This is a genomic window from Streptomyces sp. NPDC001515, from assembly GCF_053597115.1.
In genome coordinates, this window is sequence record NZ_JBSFHN010000035.1 from 67683 (window position 1) to 85246 (window position 17564).

Annotated in this window: 13 protein-coding genes; 8 read left to right on the forward strand and 5 right to left on the reverse strand. The window is 74.6% G+C overall.

Going from position 1 to position 17564, the window contains the following annotated elements:
- Window positions 1-19: 19 nt before the first annotated feature.
- Window positions 20-1270: an aminotransferase class I/II-fold pyridoxal phosphate-dependent enzyme gene (locus ACWCXC_RS30080; RefSeq protein ID WP_450891081.1), complete on the reverse strand. Its 1251-nt coding sequence runs from the start codon at window positions 1268-1270 to the stop codon at window positions 20-22.
- Window positions 1271-1469: 199 nt separating this feature from the next.
- Between ACWCXC_RS30080 and ACWCXC_RS30085 the strand changes: the two genes are divergently transcribed.
- The 3 genes from ACWCXC_RS30085 (at window position 1470) to ACWCXC_RS30095 (ending at window position 4790) form a co-directional block, all read left to right on the forward strand.
- Entirely contained in the window at window positions 1470-2624 is a 1155-nt protein-coding gene (locus tag ACWCXC_RS30085) for a mandelate racemase/muconate lactonizing enzyme family protein (protein WP_450891082.1), read from the forward strand.
- Window positions 2621-3649 (forward strand): zinc-dependent alcohol dehydrogenase, encoded by a 1029-nt coding sequence (locus ACWCXC_RS30090; RefSeq protein ID WP_450683000.1) that lies wholly within the window; start codon window positions 2621-2623, stop codon window positions 3647-3649. The genes ACWCXC_RS30085 and ACWCXC_RS30090 overlap by 4 nt, the downstream gene beginning before the upstream one ends.
- A 163-nt stretch (window positions 3650-3812) precedes the next feature.
- Window positions 3813-4790: a hypothetical protein gene (locus ACWCXC_RS30095; protein ID WP_450683001.1), complete on the forward strand. Its 978-nt coding sequence runs from the start codon at window positions 3813-3815 to the stop codon at window positions 4788-4790.
- A gap of 97 nt (window positions 4791-4887) precedes the next feature.
- Here ACWCXC_RS30095 and ACWCXC_RS30100 read toward each other — a convergent pair whose 3' ends face one another.
- Entirely contained in the window at window positions 4888-5739 is an 852-nt protein-coding gene (locus tag ACWCXC_RS30100) for an SMP-30/gluconolactonase/LRE family protein (RefSeq protein ID WP_450683002.1), read from the reverse strand.
- Window positions 5736-6509 (reverse strand): IclR family transcriptional regulator, encoded by a 774-nt coding sequence (locus tag ACWCXC_RS30105; RefSeq protein WP_450891083.1) that lies wholly within the window; start codon window positions 6507-6509, stop codon window positions 5736-5738. The genes ACWCXC_RS30100 and ACWCXC_RS30105 overlap by 4 nt, the downstream gene beginning before the upstream one ends.
- A gap of 235 nt (window positions 6510-6744) precedes the next feature.
- Between ACWCXC_RS30105 and ACWCXC_RS30110 the strand changes: the two genes are divergently transcribed.
- From ACWCXC_RS30110 to ACWCXC_RS30120, 3 genes are all read left to right on the forward strand, one after another.
- Window positions 6745-8250 carry a phosphatase PAP2 family protein gene (locus ACWCXC_RS30110; protein WP_450683004.1) on the forward strand — a complete coding sequence of 502 codons (1506 nt, stop codon included), beginning with the start codon at window positions 6745-6747 and terminating at the stop codon, window positions 8248-8250.
- Between the two features lie 264 nt (window positions 8251-8514).
- Entirely contained in the window at window positions 8515-9324 is an 810-nt protein-coding gene (locus ACWCXC_RS30115) for a class I SAM-dependent methyltransferase (protein ID WP_450891084.1), read from the forward strand.
- Window positions 9325-9432: 108 nt separating this feature from the next.
- Window positions 9433-9786 (forward strand): VOC family protein, encoded by a 354-nt coding sequence (locus ACWCXC_RS30120; protein ID WP_450683006.1) that lies wholly within the window; start codon window positions 9433-9435, stop codon window positions 9784-9786.
- An 83-nt stretch (window positions 9787-9869) separates the two neighbouring features.
- Here the strand turns inward: ACWCXC_RS30120 and ACWCXC_RS30125 are convergent, their stop codons facing one another.
- Complete coding sequence (locus tag ACWCXC_RS30125) at window positions 9870-11843, reverse strand: DUF5107 domain-containing protein (RefSeq protein ID WP_450891085.1); 1974 nt, start codon at window positions 11841-11843, stop codon at window positions 9870-9872.
- Between the two features lie 207 nt (window positions 11844-12050).
- Between ACWCXC_RS30125 and ACWCXC_RS30130 the strand changes: the two genes are divergently transcribed.
- Entirely contained in the window at window positions 12051-12392 is a 342-nt protein-coding gene (locus tag ACWCXC_RS30130) for a DUF6204 family protein (RefSeq protein WP_450891086.1), read from the forward strand.
- A gap of 100 nt (window positions 12393-12492) precedes the next feature.
- Here ACWCXC_RS30130 and ACWCXC_RS30135 read toward each other — a convergent pair whose 3' ends face one another.
- Entirely contained in the window at window positions 12493-14646 is a 2154-nt protein-coding gene (locus ACWCXC_RS30135) for a M4 family metallopeptidase (protein ID WP_450891087.1), read from the reverse strand.
- 177 nt (window positions 14647-14823) lie between these two features.
- Here ACWCXC_RS30135 and ACWCXC_RS30140 point away from each other — a divergent pair, with 177 nt between their 5' ends.
- Window positions 14824-17547, forward strand: a complete 2724-nt coding sequence (locus ACWCXC_RS30140) for a LuxR C-terminal-related transcriptional regulator (RefSeq protein WP_450891088.1) — start codon at window positions 14824-14826, stop codon at window positions 17545-17547.
- Window positions 17548-17564 lie beyond the last annotated feature (17 nt).

Consider the following 17564-nt stretch of genomic DNA (forward strand, 5'->3'; position numbering starts at 1 on the left):
GAGTGCGTCGGCCCGTCCGTCAGCGGAGTGTGTCGAGGGCCGCTCGGAACATGCTCAGCGCCGCCGCGACATGCGGCAATTCGAGGGGTTCCGGGGCGGTGAGGGAGGCGGTCTGCTCCTCGGGTGTGGCGCCGAGCAGGGGTCCGGTGCCCAGGCGTACCCGCAGGGCGCCCAGTTCGTCGCCGAAGCGGTGGCCGCCGGGGGCGGGGGCGCCGAGCCGGGCGGTGAGCCAGCCCTCCAGCTCCAGCGAGTCGGTGACGCCGCGTTCGGCGAGCCGGGCCCGCAACGGGGCGAGGTCGGCGTAGAGGTGGCGGCCCGCCTGGGGCGGCCGGGCGAGCGCGCCGCAGGCCAGGACCGCCTGGTGGGCGGCGGCGGCGACCCGGGACTGGAGGGCGGCGGCGCGGCGGATGCGTTCGGTGACGGCGTCCGGTTCGCGCAGCGCGTGGGCGGCGGCGGCCGCGACCGGGCGGGCGACGAGCGCGCCGAGAGCGGTGAGGATGTCGAGCGTACGGGCGTGGCGGGCGGCGGCCCGCGCGGTCTCGGGGAACCGGGCGACGGCGACCGGCCAGGCGGCCGGGGTCAGCGCGCCCGCCAGGTCGGTGACGACGGTGACGTCGTCGGGGCACATCTCGGCGGGGCTGATCAGCACGGTGTCCCGGGGGCGGTGCAGGGTGTCGCGCCAGGTCTCGTCGCTCACGATGTGCAGCCCCTCGGCGACGGCCGCCTCGCATGCCTCGCGGACGAGTTCGGGCGGGGCAACCGTGGCGGTGGGGTCGTCGGCGACGGAGAGCAGCAGCAGGCGCGGCCGGCCGCCTTCGGCGCGCACCCGGCGGACGGTCTCCAGGAGCGCGTACGGATCGGGTACGCCGCCGCATTCGGCGGGCGTGGGCACGTGGTAGGCGGGCCGGCCCAGGAGCCGGGCCTGCGGGATCCAGGCGGCGGGGCAGGGGCGGGGCATCAGCACGTCGCCGCCGTGCGCGGCGATCAGGGCGAGCAGCAGCGGGGAGGCGCCGGGGGCAGCGGCGACGCCCTCGGGGCCGCCGTGCAGGCCGCGCCGCGCCCAGTGGGCGACGGCGGCCTCGCGCAGGGCGAAGGAGCCGCCGGCCGGTTCGGGGGCGGCGTCGTCGGCCGCGGCGGCCAGCACCCCGGCCAGTTCGGGCAGGACCGGCAGGCCGGGCCCGGGGGCGGGCGGCCCGTAGCGCACGGGTCCCCGGCCCTGCGGGCCGCTCGGCCCCTCGCTTCCTCCCGGTCCGGTCCGCTCCGGGCCCATCCGGGCCTCCTTCGCCGCTCGCCGCGTCCGCCGTCGCCGTTCTCCGGCCCCGTGTACGAGTTATACGAGGGAATGGCGCGGGGCGCCTGTGGAGGCCGCGCCGGGTGGCCCCATTGACACTCGCCCCGCCGCGTTATTACGGTCACGCCAAGATTTCGAACGAGTGACGAGATATCGAACAAGTCGAGGGGCGACTCCCGTGCGTATCACCGGAATCAGCACACATGTGGTCGGAACACCCTGGCGCAATCTCACCTATGTGCGGGTCCACACCGACGAGGGTCTCACCGGGGTGGGCGAGACCCGGATGCTCGGCCGCACCGACGCGCTTCTCGGCTATCTGCGCGAGGCGGAGGCCAACCACGTCAAGGGGTCGGACCCCTTCGCCGTGGAGGACCTGGTCCGCCGGATGAAGTACGGGGACTACGGCCGGGCCGGCGAGATCGTCATGTCCGGGATCGCGGTCGTCGAGATGGCCTGCTGGGACATCAAGGGCAAGGCGCTCGGCGTGCCGGTCTGGCAGCTGCTGGGCGGCCGGGTCACCGACCGCGTGAAGGCGTACGCGAACGGCTGGTACACCACCGAGCGGACCCCGGAGGCGTACCACCGGGCCGCGTCCGGGGTGGTGGCGCGCGGCTACCGGGCCCTGAAGATCGACCCGTTCGGCACCGGCCACTTCGAACTGGGCCACGAGGAGACCCGGTACGCGGTGTCGCTGATCGAGGCGGTCCGCGACGCCATCGGCCCGGACACCGAACTGATGCTGGAGATGCACGGCCGGTTCAGCCCGTCCACGGCGGTGCGGATCGCGCACGAGATGGCGCCCTTCCGGCCGGCCTGGCTGGAGGAGCCGGTCCCGCCGGAGAATCTGCGGGCGCTGGCCAAGGTGGCGGACAAGGTGGATCTGCCGATCGCGACCGGGGAGCGCATCCACGACCGGATCGAGTTCCGCGAGCTGTTCGCGTCGCAGGCGGCCGACATCATCCAGCCGGACGTCGGCCACATCGGCGGCATCCTGGAGACCCGCAAGCTCGCCGCGACGGCCGAGACCCACTACACGCTCGTCGCCCCGCACAACGTCGGCGGTCCGGTGCTCACGGCGGCCAGCCTCCAGGTCGCCGGCTGCACCCCCAACTTCAAGATCCTTGAGCACTTCAACGACTTCGCGGACGCGGACATCAAGAAGGTGGTGCGCGGCGCGCCGGAGGTGGACCCGGAGACCGGCTGCTTCGCCCTCTCCGACGCCCCCGGCCTCGGGGTGGAGCTGGACGTGGACGCGGCGGCCGAGTTCCCGCAGCAGCAGGCCCGGTTCGATCTGTGGGCCGACGGCTGGGAGAAGAGGCAGCCCAAGTGAGCACCGCCTCCGCCCGCTCGCGGGCGATCACCGTCGACGGACCCGGCGGCCACCGGCTGGCCACCGGACCGGTGCCCGAGCCGGGGGCGGACGAGGTCCGGGTGCGGGTGGCCGCCGCGGGCATCTGCATGAGCGACCGGGAGGTGTACGACGGCCGCCGCGCCGAGGGCTATGTGCGCTATCCCGTGGTGCCCGGTCATGAGTGGGCGGGCACGGTCGAGGCCGTGGGCCCCGGCGTCGACCCCGCGCTGACCGGCCGGCGCACCGTGGCCGAGGGCTTCCGCTCCTGCGGCCGCTGCGACCGGTGCCGCGAGGGCGAGACGTCGCTGTGCACCGCGGGCTACGACGAGACGGGGTTCACCCGTCCGGGTGCCTTCGCCGACCATGTCGTGGTGCCCGCCCGGCTGCTGCACCCGCTCCCCGACGACGCGGATCTGCGCGCCGCCGCGCTGCTGGAGCCCGCCGCCGTGGTGGCGGCGGCCGTGCGCGCGGGCGCCCCGGAGCCGGGCGAGCGGATCGCCGTGGTGGGTGCGGGGACGCTCGGGCTGCTCGCGGTCCAGTTCCTGGCGGCGGTGTCGCCCGGGGAGCTGACGGTCATCGACCCGCGCGACGAACGCGCCGGGCAGGCACTGCGGTTCGGGGCGGGCGAGGCGCTGGCGCCGCGCGGGGCCGAGGGGGTGCGGGGGCGCTACGACCTCGTGGTGGAGACGGCGGGCGCCCCGTCCACGGCGGCCGACGCCTGTCTGCTCGCGCGGCGCGGCGGGCGGGTCGTGCTCACGGGGATGTTCGGGCCCGGGGCGGCGGGCATCGACCCGGTGCATCTGTCGGTGAGCCAGTTGACCGTACGCAGCGTGTTCGGGGCGTCGTCCGCGTCCTGGGCGTACGCGGTCCGGGCGTTCACGGCGGGGCTGCTGGACCCCGCGGCGCTGATCACGCACGAGTTCCCGCTGGAGCGGTTCGCGGACGCGGTCGCGCTGGTCGGGGGCGGCGGGGCGGGCACGGGCAAGGTGCTGCTGCGGCCGTAGGTCCGCACCGCGTGCCGTCCGCCGCACCGGAGGGCGCGGGGGCGCGTCGACCGGGCCCAGGCGCCCGCCCTCCGGCTCCCCCGGGCCCCGCACCGGCCCCTCCGTACCGCCCCACATCCACTGTCCCGAACCTTGTCCGACCCACCGAACAGGAAGGCCGTCCATGACCGCCGCATCGCTGGACCCGACCCCCTCCCCCGTCCGGAGCCCCGGCGAGCCCGCGCTCGGCGCGCTCGGCATGGGCGCGCCCGCCGCCGATCCGGCGGACGCCTCGCCGCATGCCTTCCCCGACGGGGGCACCTGGCGGACCGAGGTCCCCTCCGTGGAGGGCCCGGAGGCACTGGCCGTCGTCCTGGAGGAGAGCGCCCGTCTCGACGTCCCGGTGCACCGGATCAGCCAGGGCAGCGGGATCTGGATGCTCACGGACGCCGAGATCACCGAGATGGTCGGCGCCTGCGCGGCGCGCGGCGTCGAACTCTGCCTGTTCACCGGTCCGCGCGGCAGCTGGGACACCGGGGCCTCCTACCGGACGGACTCCGGCGGCGCCGGCCTGCGGGCGCGCGGTCACGACGCGCTGGCGGGCTGCGTCGAGGACGCCCTGCGGGCCTCGGCGCTCGGTGTGACATGCCTGCTGGTGGCCGACGAGGGCGTGCTGAGAACCCTGCACCGGCTGCGCGAGCGGGGGGTCCTGCCGGCCGATACGACGTTCAAGGTGTCGGCCCTGATCGGCCCGGTGAACCCCGCCTCCTTCGAGGTCTACGAGCGGCTGGGCGCGGACTCGGTGAACGTCCCCTCGGACCTGACGCTCGCTCACTTCACGGAGATCCGAAGGGTGTCGGCCGCCCCGATGGACCTGTACATCGAGGCGCCGGACGATCTCGGCGGCTATGTGCGGATGTACGAGGCGGCGGAGCTGATCCGGCGGGGCGCCCCGATCTACCTCAAGTTCGGCCTGTCCAGGGCGCCGGGGATCTACCCGTACGGCGCGCATCTGCGCGAGGTCGCCCTGCGGACCGCGCGCGAACGGGTCCGGCGCGGCCGGCTCGCCCTGGACCTGCTCGCCCGGCACGGCGCCGACGGGAACATGTCGCCGCTGGGCTCCCGGCTGCCGGGTCCGCTCCGCCGCTTCCCCGCGGAGTGAGCGGGGACGGCGCCGGAGGGGGCCGGCCCCGGCACCCGCGACACCGTCCCGCCAGGCGGGTCGCCGCGCCCCGCGACGCGCCCGGCCGCGGCCCCGGTCAGCCCGCGAAGGCCGTGCCCGGCAGTCCCCGCCCGGCGTCCGGCAGCACGAGCAGCGATCCCGAGAAGGGGTGCGGCGCGGTCAGGCCGGTGCGGGCGGTGGAGATGTAGAGGTCGCGCAGGTCCCGGCCGCCGAACGCGCAGGCGGTGGGCCTGCGCACGGGCAGCGGGACCGTGCGGTCCAGCCGGCCGTCGGGGGTGTAGCGGCGCAGGGCGGCGCCGTCCCACAGGGCCACCCAGACCGCCCCGTCGGCGTCGACCGTCAGTCCGTCGGGGTAGCCGGCACCGTCCTCCACGGTGGCGAACGGGCGGCGGCCGGTGACCCGTTCGCCGTCCACGTCGAAGACGTCGATCCGGCGGGTCGGCGTGTCGATGTAGTACATCAGCCGCCCGTCGGGGCTCCAGCCGGTGCCGTTGCTGCACGCCACCAGGGGCAGCACCCGCGTGGCGGCGCCGTTGGGCGCGATCCGGGCGAGACTGCCGCCGGTCCGCGACTCGTCGTACAGCATCGTCCCGGCCCAGAGCGCCCCGTCCGGCGCCACGGCGGCGTCGTTGCCGCGCCGCCCTGGTTCGGGATCGTGGACCAGCCAGCGGAACGCGCCGTCCGCGTCGTACAGACCGACGCCGTCCCGCAGGTTGACCACGAGCCCGCCGCCGGTCCGCGGCTTGGCCGCGCCGACGTGCTGCTCGGTGGCCATCACGGTGCGCCGGCCCGTCGCGGGCGCGTAGGTGTGGATCCGGGCGGAGAGGATGTCGACCCAGATCAGCCGTTCGCCGGCCGGGTCCCAGGTCGGGCCCTCGCCCAGTTCGGCGTGTTCCCGTACGGCGATGTCGAGGCGGGTGCGGTTCATCGGTCCCCCCGGTGGTGCCCGAGCCGGCCGGACAGCTCGTCGGCGCCCTCGACGGCGAGGGCGGCCAGCTCGGACTCGCGCTCCTCGCTCCAGCGGATCATGGGCACGGAGACCGAGAGGGCGGCGACGACCCGCCCCGAACGGTCCCGTACGGGCGCGGCGACGCAGCTCACATCGGGGTTGGACTCCCGGTGCTCGACGGCGAAGCCGCGCTCCCGGACGCCGGCGAGCGCGGACCGCAGCGTGGCCTCGTCGGTGATGCTGTCGGGGGTCATGCCGGTGAGTTCGAGTCCGTCGAGACGGGCGTCCAGCTCCCGTTCGGGAAGGGCCGCGAGCAGCATCTTGCCGACGGACGTGCAGTGCGCGGGCAGCCGGCGGCCGGCCGCCGACACCATGCGGACGGCATGGGTGGAGTCCACCTTGGCGATGTAGATGACGTCCGTCCCCTCCAGGATCGCCACGTGCACGGTCTCCCCGCACGTCTCGGCGACGCGCCGGGCGACCTGCTGCCCCTCGGCGGCGAGGTCGAGCTGCTCGGCGTAGCGGCTGCCGAGCTGGTACGTGCGCACGCCCAGGCGGTAGCGGCCGGGCTGGTCGGGGACCGCGACCAGATAGGAGCGCGCGGCGAGCGTGGTCAACAGCTCGTGGACCGTGGTGCGCGGCAGCTGGAGCTTGCGGGTGACCTCGGGCGCGGAGAGCGTACCGTCGCCCTGGAGGAAGAGTTCGAGTACGTCCAGCGCCCGGGTCACCGCGGGGACGAGTCGCCCCATGGTCGTGCACCACCCTCTCGTGTTCGTGTTCGGCATTCCGGCCACTGACCGGCATCACGAACACAGGCTATGCGTGCCTCACTTGCCGGGGCAATGACGGGAGGGCGCCCCGGGGGTTCCGGAAGGCGCAAGGCGGGAGCGCGGCGGGGGGCGCGAGGCGGCTCCCCGGAGGGATTCCGAGGGCCTCGGGCGCGCCTGCCGGTTCGGCGGGGGTGCGCGGGGTATGCGGTGTTCCATGTCGTCACCGAAGATCTCGTCCTTGCTGCCGCGCACCACCGGCCTGCGTCATCTGCTGCGCACCGGCGACGCGGCCGCCTTCAGAAGTCTGGCCGCACGCCACTGGCCGGCCGCCGGGCCCGTGCTGCCGAGGCTGAGCCGCAGCGCCGACCACGGGCTGCTGTGGCTGGGCGCGGCGGCGGGCATGGCCGCGTTCGGCGGCAGCGCCCGCGCCCGGCGGGCCGCCGTACGCGGAGTCGCGTCCCTGGCGGTGGCGTCGGCCACCATCAACACGATCGGGAAGGGGGCGGTCCGCAGGCAGCGTCCGCTGCTGGACGTCGTGCCGGTGATACGGCGGCTGGAGCGGCAGCCGGTCACCACGTCGTTCCCCTCGGGGCATGCCGCGTCGGCGGCGGCCTTCGCGACCGGGGTGGCCCTGGAGTCGAAGGGCTGGGGGGCGGTCGTCGCCCCCGTCGCCGTGTCGGTGGCCGCCTCCCGGGTCTACACCGGGGTCCACTACCCGGGCGATGTGCTGGCCGGGGCGCTGCTGGGGGTGGGCGCGGCGTTCGCGCTGCGGGGGCTCGTGCCGACCCGGGGCCAGTTGCCCGCGCCGGGCCGTCCGCCCGCCGAGGCGCCCGCCCTCCCGGACGGCGAGGACCTGGTCGTGGTCGTGAACCGCGCCTCCGGTACGGCGACGGCGACGGCGACGCAGGTCCGGGCGGCGCTGCCCCGGGCCGAGGTGGTGGAGTGCCCGCCCGAGGAACTGTCCGCGGAACTGGAGAAGGCCGCGGGGCGGGGCCGCGCGATCGGGGTGTGCGGGGGCGACGGCACGGTGAACCGGGCGGCGGCGGTGGCCGCCGTGCACGGGCTGCCGCTCGCCGTGTTCCCCGGCGGGACCCTCAACCACTTCGCGTACGACCTGGGCATCGAGACGGTGGCCGATGTCTGCGCCGCGCTCGGCGGCGGCAGCGCGGTCCGGGTGGACCTGGGCCGCTTCCGGCCGGGGCCGGAGGGGCCGGGCGGGGCGCACGGCTACTTCCTCAACGCCTTCAGCCTCGGCGTCTACCCGGAGCTGGTACGGACCCGCGAGCACTGGTCACCGAGGATCGGCGGCTGGCCTGCCGGTGTGCTCGCCGCGTTGAAGGTGCTGCGCGGCGAACGCCCCCTGGAGGCCGAACTCCAGGGCAGGCGGCGCCCGTTGTGGCTGCTGTTCATCGGCAACGGGATGTTCCAGCGGGTCGGTCCGGCACCGGGCCGGCGCCACAACCTCGCGGACGGGCTGCTGGACCTGCGCGTGGTGCACGGGGGCCGCACCCCGGGTCTGCGGCTGCTCGCCGCCGCCGTCGCCGGCCCGCTGACCCGCTCCCCCATGCATGCGGCGGTCCACCGGCGGCGGGTCCGGATCTCCGGGCTCGCTCCGGGCACGCCGTACGCGTACGACGGCGAAGTGGCGCACAGCCAGGGCGACCTGATGATCGACAAGCTTCCGGAGGCACTGACGGTGTACTGCCCGATGTCCGTGTGAGAACCGGCCCCGACGGGCCGGGCGGTGGGTGCCGGCGGGACGGGACGCCGGCCCGTCGGCAGACGGGTCGACACGGGTCGACACGGGGCGACGAGGGGCAACAAGGGGCGGCCGAAGGCGAATCGGCCGCCCCTCCGCATGGGCCCCCACATCCTCCCGCGTCCACATAGCAAGACACATATCTCACTATGCGGCTTCCGGGCGTACCGTATCCGCACCGAACAGCGCATTCGCGGGTTCGCATCCGAGAGAGGACGCACGGCCATGTCGAAGGAGACCGCCACCTACACCCACGGGCACCACGAGTCGGTGCTGCGCTCACACCGCTGGCGCACGGCCGCCAACTCCGCGGGCTACCTCATCGGGGAACTCGGCTCCGGCCTGGACGTGCTGGACGTGGGCTGCGGCCCCGGCACGATCACCGCCGACCTGGCCGCGCTGGTCGCGCCGGGCCGGGTGACCGCGGTGGACACCACCCGGGAGATCCTGGACCAGGCCGCCGCCGTGGCCGCCGAACGGGGCCTGGACAATGTCGAGTTCGCCGTGGCCGACGTCCACGACCTGGACTTCCCCGACGACTCCTTCGACGTGGTCCACGCCCATCAGGTGCTCCAGCACGTGGGCGACCCGGTGCAGGCGCTGCGCGAGATGCGCCGGGTCTGCCGGCCCGGCGGCATCGTGGCCGCGCGCGACAGCGACTACGCGGCGATGACCTGGTTCCCCGCGTCACCGGACATGGACGCGTGGCTGCGGCTGTACGACCGGGTGGCACGGGCCAACGGCGGCGAGCCGGACGCCGGACGCCGGCTGCTCTCCTGGGCGCACGCCGCGGGCTTCACCGACATCACCCCGACGGCCGCCGCCTGGTGCTTCGCCACCCCGGAGAGCCGGGCCTGGTGGAGCGGGATGTGGGCGGACCGCACGGTCGGCTCCGTCTACGCGAAAATGGCGGTCGAGGGCGGGCACGCGACCGAGGAGCAGCTGACCGCGATCGCCGACGCCTGGCGCGCCTGGGGCGAGCAGGAGGACGGCTGGTTCATGGTGCCGCACGGCGAGATCCTCTGCCGGGCCTGAGCCCGGCGCCCCGGGCCCGGCACCTCCCGCCGGGCCCAGAAGCCGGCCGCCCCTCCCCCTGCCGCGAACCGATCGCACCGCCCTGACCGGCCAACTACCCTGGTACGCATGGAGATCCTGGGAACCACGCTGCGTATCTGCGTCGACGATCTGGAGGCCGCGGTGGCCTTCTACGAGCAACTGACGTCGAGTCCGGCGCAGCGTTTCGAGCGCGGCGGGGTCTCCGTCGCCGCCGTCAGCTGCTTCCTCCTGATGGCCGGCCCCGAGTCGGAGCTGGAGATCCTGCGCAGGGTGAGCGCGACCATCGCCGTGAAGGACGTGGACGAGGCGCTGGCCGCGCTGAACCGGGTCGGCGCCCGGGTCATCGCGGGTCCGGTGCCGACTCCGGCCGGCCGCAATCTCATCGCCGTGCACCCGGACGGCTCGGTCTTCGAGTACGTGGACCGCAACCGCGCGATCTGAACGGCCGGCGGGCCGCACGGTCCGAACCACCGGCGGGCCGCCCCTCGGGACGGCCCGCCCGGCCGGCCCTTCCCGCCGCGCCGTCAGCCCCGGGGCCGCATACGGAAGTTGTACGCGTCCGGCAGCGGCTCATCGGTGATCTGGGCCCACACCTCGTCCAGGATCTCCGCTCCCTCGCGCAGATCGGCGACCTCGAAGCCCGCGTCGAACAGGGCGCGGGCCGCCGCCCGGTCACCCTCCGCGACGAGGATGCGCGCCTCCAGCAGCCGGAAGCGGCCCCGGCCGCGCGCCTCGGCGGACAGCCCCTCCCAGACGGCTCGGGCGTCGGCGGGGCGCTCCGCCGCGAGCAGGGCCTCGACGGCCTCCCGGCCGAGCGCGGCCGTGGCGGCGGCCCACTCCTCCCCCTCGTCGCCGCCGCGCCGGACCACGAGGTCGGCGAACGCCTCCGCGTAGTGGTCGGCGGCACGGTCCCGCTGGCCGCTCTCCTGTGCCGCGACGGCCAGACAGCGCAGCAGCGGCCAGCGCGAGACGGCCGGTCCGAGCCCGCGCTCCCAGCTCCGGACCGCCTGGGCACGGTCCCCGGCGTGCCACTGGGCGACGCCGAGGTGGTATTCGGTCAGCGGTGCGGCCGGGGCCGTCTCCAGCATGTCGCGCCAGTGCGGCGAGACCAGGGTGGGACCGGGCGGGGCGGAGCCGCGCTGCTCGGGGAAGGCTCCCTGGTCGAGCAACTCCAGCCAGGGAGCCTGCTGTTCGCCGAGGGTGGAGTCGGGGAACGGGGTTCCGGGCAGCTTGTGGGCGCCGCGCCGCACTTCGAGGGCGCCCCAGCCGGAGCCGGTGGCGAGGATCTCGCCGGGCTCGGTGTCCGCGCACCGCCGCCATGCCTCGTACGCCGCGTCCACCTCGTCGCGCGGCAGGGCCTCGGCCAGCCGCCGCTCGGCCTCCGCTCGGGCGGCGTCCCAGTCCTCGCCGTGCACGGCCCCGGGGTCCGCGGCCAGCGGACCGTACGACTCCAGCCAGCTGAACGCACCGCCGGGCTCCAGCGGGACGTGCTCCAGTTGGGTGCGGGCCAGACCGGCCTGGATCTCGGCGTATCCGGTGGTGCCGGGCTCGGTGAGCCATTCCTGCCAGCGGCGGCCGCCGGGGCCGCTGCCCCAGACGAACAGCTTGCGGCCGCGCAGCAGGTCCGTGGAGGTCTGGACGAGTCCGCGGCCCTCCGCGTCCAGCGAGGCGATCCACCGGCGGGCGCCGTCCGGCACCTCGTAGAAGTAGTCGGCGGGGAAGTCGCCGCGCAGGGGGTAGGTGTGGTCGGTGCCGTCGGTCCGGGGCACCGGAACGCGGGTCAGGTTCCGCTCGTAACCGAAGCGCCACGCCTCCTCGGCGGGGGCGAGGACCCGGGTCCGCTCCCCCTCCTCGACGGCGATGTTGGACCACCAGTAGACGGGGGCGGGGTGCTCGTGCGGATTGCGTATCCGTACGCCGACGTGGAGGAAGTCGGAGTCGGCCGGCAGCCACAGATCGACCTGGAAGGGCAGGTCGCGCAGGCGCTCCCACTCCCAGAGCCGGACCATCTCGCCCCCGTCGGGCGCCGGGACCCGCGCGGCGTGCACCGGGGCGCACGACAGGGTGGTGTGCCCGGTCGCCCCGATGTTCCACTCGATGCCGCCGGAGAACCAGGCGCCGTTGAGGGCGAAGTCGGCGGGCTGGAGCACCGGGTTGGCGTAGACGAGGTCGCGGCCGGTCGGCTTGTGGAACAGCGAGTGGATCCGGCCGCCGAGGCCGGGCAGCACGGTGACCCGCAGCCGCTCGTTCTCGATGACGATCGTGTCGAGGTCCGTGGGCGTGCGCTCGCGTCCGTACCCGTCGAGGATCCGCACCGGCAGGACCGTGGCGAGCGGCGCGTGCCCGAGCTGCCGCGCCATGTCCCGGGGCATGTCCCCCCGGTCGCGGTCGTCGATCACATGCGCCTCGTCCAGGGGCCGCAGCGCCGGCAGCGGGTTCTCGGGCCCCGTCACCGCCGCGGGCAGGGTGAGTACGGACCGTCGTACGGTGGTGGCCAAGGCAACCTCGCTCCCTCGCGCGGGCCGCCGCAGGTCCGGGCGCCCCCCGATGACCATGGAACACGCTGGATGCCGCCCGGACCAGTGGATCAGCCGTCAGACTTCGGCAAAGGCGCCCCCGCCCCGGAAAAATCCCGTTTTCCACCGGGCCGGGGCCCCGTAGGCTCGCGATCCGACGGAGCCCTGAGCGAGGAACGGCGGAGAGCGATGAGTACGCAGCACACCTACCGGGTGATCGTGCGCGGCACATGGGAGGGGCTGACGGACGCGTCCCGCACCCGGCTCCTGGCCGAGGCCGACGACCACGGCCTGGCCGCCATGCAGTTCACCGAGGAGGGCTCCCTCACCTACGACCGCGTCCTCAAGCACTTCAGCTTCCGCTACGTCGTCCTCTCCGACCCCGACGACGGCGAGGAGATGGCCTGCGCCCTCGCCGAGGACCGTGCCGAGACCGCGCTGCGCGCGGCCGGTCACGCCCACGGCCCGCTCCGCTCCACCGCGACCGACATGGACACGATGAAGATCAACTTCAAGGGGCGGCGGGGGTAGGGGGCGGGCCCGAGGGAGCCCGCCCCGAGGGGGAGGCATGCGCGGCCGGAGCACCCGACAGGGGCTCCGGCCGCGGGAGTGCGCGGGGTGAGGGGACCGGTCAGCCGATGGCGATGTTGTCGAGGAGGAAGATGGTCGCCAGGTAGGTGTCCTCGGTGCCGGCGAACTCCAGCTTCACCGACTGGCCCTTGTAGGCGGACAGGTCGACGGTCTTCTGGACGTATCCCGAGCTCGCGTTGGCGTTGGAGTAGGTGGCCAGCGTGGTGCCGTTGATCTTGACCTTGAGGGTGTCGTAGGCGGCGTAGCCGGACTCCTGGGTGGAGACCTTCAGCCAGAAGGTGAGCTTCGGGGCGCCGGTGGCGGGTACCGCGATGTTCGACTGGGACACGGACTCGACGGCGTCGGCACCGTAGCCCATCATCCAGGCGTACCAGGACCCGTCGCGCGCCGCCTGCAGGGACGAGTTGGTGATGATGTTGTCGCTCTGGGTCCAGCCGCTGGTGCCCTGCTCGAAGCTACCGTTGGCCAGCGCGTTTCCGGTGGGGGGATCGGTCGGATCGGGGGTGGGGGTGGGGGTGCCGTTGCCGGGGTCGGGCAGGGCGGTGCCGACGCTGACGGCCGCCCACGCCTTGGAGACGAGGTACCTCTCCTGGGAGTTGGTGCCGTAGAGGTCTGCGGCGGCCTGCAGAGTGGCGGTGCGGGCGCCGGCGTAGTTGGTGGTGGAGGTCATGTAGGTGGACAGCGCGCGGTACCAGACGGCGGCGGCCTTGTCCTTGCCGATGCCGCTGAAGGTGTCGTTGTTGCAGGTGGTTCCGTTGTGCGCGCGTCCGCCGATGGTCTTCGCGCCGGTGCCTTCGCCGGCCAGGTAGAAGAAGTGGTTGGCGATGCCGGAGGAGTAGTGCACGTCCACCGAGCCGGCGCCCGAGTTCCAGCAGGAGAGCGAGTTCCCGTCGGCGGAGGGGTTGTCCATCCGGCGCAGGTAGCCGCTGGACATGTTGAGCCTCTCGCCGATGTAGTAGTCGCCCGGATCGGCGGCGTTGTTGGCGGAGAACTCGACCATGGTGCCGAAGATGTCGCTGGTGGCCTCGTTGAGACCGCCGGACTCGCCGGAGTAGGTGAGGTTGGCGGTGGCGGCGGTGACGCCGTGGCTCATCTCGTGGCCGGCCACGTCGACCGCGGTCACGGGCGTGTTGGCGTTCTGCGAGGATCCGTCACCGAAGTACATGCAGAAGCAGGTGTCGTCGTAGAAGGCGTTGACCAGGCTGTTGTCGACGTGCACGTAGGCGGGGGCGCCGCGGCCGTCGTTGCGGATGCCGGAGCGGTTGAAGGAGTTCTTGTAGTAGTCCCAGGTCTTCGCCAGGCCGTAGGAGGCGTCCACGGCGGCGCTCTCGCGGCTGGACGCGGTGCCGTTGCCCCAGGAGTTGGAGGTCTTGGAGAAGGCCCTGGCGTTCTGTCTCGGGTTCGACTGGGGGCTGTTGTAGGAGTCGTAGACGATGGTGCCGCCGTGCGCGGCGTCGGTGAGGGTGTAGCCGCTGCCGGTCTGGGTGGTCTCGATGGAGACCTGGCCGACGGTGACGCCGTTGCCGGTGCCCGTGACGCTCTGGTGCAGCTCGTACTGGTCCAGCGCCGCGCCGCTGGTCGCGTCGACGATCACCGCCTCCCGCGAGGCCGGGCCGGTCTCGCCCGCGCCGGTGACGGTCGAGCGGTAGGCGAGGACGGGGATCTTGCCGACCGCGTACACCACCAGGGTGCTGTCCTTGCTGCCGGCCTTCGCCTTCTTCACGTGCTTGGCGTGCTTCACGGCCTTGGCCGAGGCGTCGGCAGCCGTCAGCTTCGGCGTGGTGCCGGCGACCTCGATGGCGCCCTGGTGCGCCAGGTCCGAGCCGGTGATCTCACCGTTCTTGGCCAGATGGACGACCAGGTCGCCGCCGATCACGGCCAGGCCGTCGTAGGTGCGGTCGTAGCGCACGTGCCGGGCGCCGTCGGTGTCGATCAGCACGTCCTTGGCCACCAGGCGCTCTTCGGGGCCCAGGCCGAGTGCGCGGGCGGTCGCGGACGCGTTCCGGCCGGCCTCGCGTATCGCCTCGCCGCGCGTGTCGGCCGTCATCGCCCGGAAGCCGGCGCCGGGCTGGGCGGCGGAGGTGCCGGCCGCGGCGGACTGGGGAACGGCGGTGGACTGGGTGGCCACCATGGTCACGGAGCCCAGTGCGAGGGCTGCCGCGACACCGGCCGCCAGGGCGTTTTTGCGGTACATGACAATCCTTCCGCCGGGCCTCGTCGGGGAGTTGCCGCTGGACGGCACCTGGAGTGCGGGGGATGTTCGGCGGCAGTTGGCCCGGCTGTGGCATGAGGCTAGAGACGAGGGGGACTGCCGACATCGGGGAAACCCCTTGACCTGGACGGGGAGCCCCGGTGGGCGCACCATGGCCCGATGCCAGACTCAGCGATGTGGACGAACGCGTCCCCCGAGACCGGCCCGCTGCTGCCGGAGGTGTCCGAGAGCGGACCCGGCACCCGCCGGGTGGTCCTGTTCGGCCCGCCCGGAAGCGGCAAGACCACCGCGGCCGGTGTCCTGGGACGGCAGTCGGGCCTGCCGGTCCTGCGGCTGGCCCCGGGCCCGCAGGACGCCCGGGTCGCCTGTGCCGGGCTGCTCGAACTCGCCCTGGCGCTACCGTCCCTGCCCGCCGCGCGGGAGCTGACGGCGGCCCTCGACGAGACCGCCGGCCGGTCCGGTTCTCCGGACGATGCCGGTCGGGCGCTGCGGCTGCGCCGCCTGACCGCTGCCCTGCTGAGGGAGGCGCCGCCCATGACGCTGGTGGTGGACAACGCCCAGTGGCTGGACCACACCAGTGCGGACGTCCTGGGCTGGGCGCTGCGCCTGGTCCCGGACCTTCCCGTCATCGCGGCCGAGCGCGCCTGGCGCCCGGGAGCCGCGGGCCACTGGTGCGGCGAGGACACATACGCGGTGCCCGTCCCTCCTCTGACGGCACCTCAGATCGCGGACCTGCTGTCCCCGTACCGGCTCGCCCCCCGCGAGGTCGCGCGCGTCCACGCCCACAGCGGCGGGAACCCGGCCCTGGCCCTGGCGCTGGCCGACGCCCCGTGGCCGCTCGCGGACCGGGAGGGTGAGAGCGAGCCGGCCCTGCCGCCGACGGCCCGCCGGCTGGTGGGCGAGTGGCTGGGCGACGTACCGCCCCAGGTGCGGGAACTGCTGACGTTCGCCGCACTGGACGACCGGCCCGACCTGGAACTGCTCGGCCGCATCGCCGGCCCGGCAGCCGACACCCTCCTGGCCCAGGCCGAGGCAGCGGGACTGCTCGACATCGGGCGGCCGGACGGGAGCGTGCGGTTCACCGCCGCCGCGATCGGCACGGAGCTCGCGACGCGGCTGCCGGGCGACGCGCGCAGACTTCTGCACGCCCGCCTGGCCGAGGCCAGCCACGACAGCGTCCGCCGCGACCGGCACACCGTGCTGGCGGCCGACGCCGACGACCCGCGCTCGGCCCACCGCGCCGCCCGCGCCGCCGTACGCGCCCGGCAGCGCGGCGACCACGCGCTCGCCGCGGAACTCTCCTTCCTCGCCGCCCAGCGCACCTCGCACGACCACGGAGAACTGCTCACCGAACGGGCCCTGACCGCCGTACGCGACGCCTCCCACTACGGCGACCTCCCCCGCGGCCGGGCCGCCGCCCGCCTCGTCCTGGGCCACGACACCACCCCCGAGCAGCGCGTCGACGCCCTCATCGCCCTGATCGACGCGAGCGGCCGGCACCTTCACGGCGCCGACGAACTGTTCGCCGACGCACTCCACACGGCGGCCGGACGCCCCGGCCCCACCGCCCAGATCCTCATCCGCCAGTCCATCTGGGCGAACGTCACCGAGGGCGACCCCCGCCGGGCGTGTGCCCTGGCCGGCCAGGCCACCGCCCTCGCCGAGACCGCCGGCGACACCACCACCACCGTCATGGCCCTCACGATGCAGGCCCGCCTCCAACGCGTCCTCGGGCACGCCGACGCCGAGACCACGCTCCGCCGCGCCCTGTCCCTGCCACGCGCCGCCGCCATCCCGGTCAACGGCACACCCCAGCACCTCGCCGCCCGGCACGCCCTCTTCGACGACCGCCCCGACGAGGCCCGCACCGCGCTGCTCCCCCTGCTCGTCGAAGCCGAGCGGGCGGGAGACGCCGAGGCGACCGTGGACATCCTGCGCAGCCTCGCCGAGGCCGAACTCCGCGCCGGACGCTGCGCCAGAGCGCTCCAGCACGCCGACCGCGCCCAGGCGCTGACCGACGGGACCGCGCTGTCGGCCGCACCCGCCTGCTACACCTCCGCCCTCGTCGCCGGCACCGCCCGGCGCACCGACCTCGCCCTCGTGCACGCACGCCGCGGAGTCGACACCGCCCGGCAGGAGGACAACAAGGTCTTCCTCTCCCGCAACCTCTTCGCCCTCGGCCACCTGCTCCTGGCCACCGGCCGCCCCAAGGAAGCCCTGGAGGTTCTGGAGGAGGTCCGCGCGCTGGAAGAGCTCCAGCAGGTCGGCGATCCGACGGTCCTGCGCTGGCACCCCGAACTCGCCGAGACCTTCGTGGCCCTCGGCCGCCTCGACCAGGCACAGAGCCTGCTGGACGACACCCGCCGCACCGCGGACGAACTCGGCAGGGACGCGGTCCTCCCTCCGCTCGAACGCGCCCAGGCGCTCCTGGACGCCGCCCGGGGCCACTACGACATCGCGGCCCGGCGCCTCACCGACGCGGCCGACCGCCTCCGCCACCTCCCCCTCGAACGGGGCCGGACCCTGCTGGCGCTCAGCCACACCGAACGACGCGGACGCCGCCGCGCCAGCGCCCGTACCGCCGCGCAGAGCGCCGCCGACCTCTTCACGGCCCACCAGGCACACCCCTGGGCCGAAACCGCCGCGCACACCCTCGGCCGGCTGGACGCCGCCCCCACGGACCACAACGCCCGCCCCCGCCTCACCTCCGCCGAACAGCGCTGCGCCGAACTCGCCGCCGCCGGAGCGAGCAACCGCGACATCGCCACCACCCTCACCGTCAGCGTCAAGACGGTCGAAGCGACCCTCACCCGCGTCTACCGGAAACTGGGCCTGCACTCACGCTTCCAACTGGCACGCGCCGTCACGACGGCACGTGAGTGAGCCGCCCGTACGGCTGC

Excerpts from the sequence above, each read along its gene's own strand:
- ACWCXC_RS30080 (WP_450891081.1), bottom strand. The coding sequence starts at position 1,270 with ATGGGCCCGGAGCGGACCGGACCGGGAGGAAGCGAGGGGCCGAGCGGC.
- ACWCXC_RS30095 (WP_450683001.1), top strand. The coding sequence starts at position 3,813 with ATGACCGCCGCATCGCTGGACCCGACCCCCTCCCCCGTCCGGAGCCCC.
- ACWCXC_RS30100 (WP_450683002.1), bottom strand. The coding sequence starts at position 5,739 with ATGAACCGCACCCGCCTCGACATCGCCGTACGGGAACACGCCGAACTG.
- ACWCXC_RS30105 (WP_450891083.1), bottom strand. The coding sequence starts at position 6,509 with ATGGGGCGACTCGTCCCCGCGGTGACCCGGGCGCTGGACGTACTCGAA.
- ACWCXC_RS30110 (WP_450683004.1), top strand. The coding sequence starts at position 6,745 with ATGTCGTCACCGAAGATCTCGTCCTTGCTGCCGCGCACCACCGGCCTG.
- ACWCXC_RS30115 (WP_450891084.1), top strand. The coding sequence starts at position 8,515 with ATGTCGAAGGAGACCGCCACCTACACCCACGGGCACCACGAGTCGGTG.
- ACWCXC_RS30120 (WP_450683006.1), top strand. The coding sequence starts at position 9,433 with ATGGAGATCCTGGGAACCACGCTGCGTATCTGCGTCGACGATCTGGAG.
- ACWCXC_RS30130 (WP_450891086.1), top strand. The coding sequence starts at position 12,051 with ATGAGTACGCAGCACACCTACCGGGTGATCGTGCGCGGCACATGGGAG.
- ACWCXC_RS30135 (WP_450891087.1), bottom strand. The coding sequence starts at position 14,646 with ATGTACCGCAAAAACGCCCTGGCGGCCGGTGTCGCGGCAGCCCTCGCA.
- ACWCXC_RS30140 (WP_450891088.1), top strand. The coding sequence starts at position 14,824 with ATGCCAGACTCAGCGATGTGGACGAACGCGTCCCCCGAGACCGGCCCG.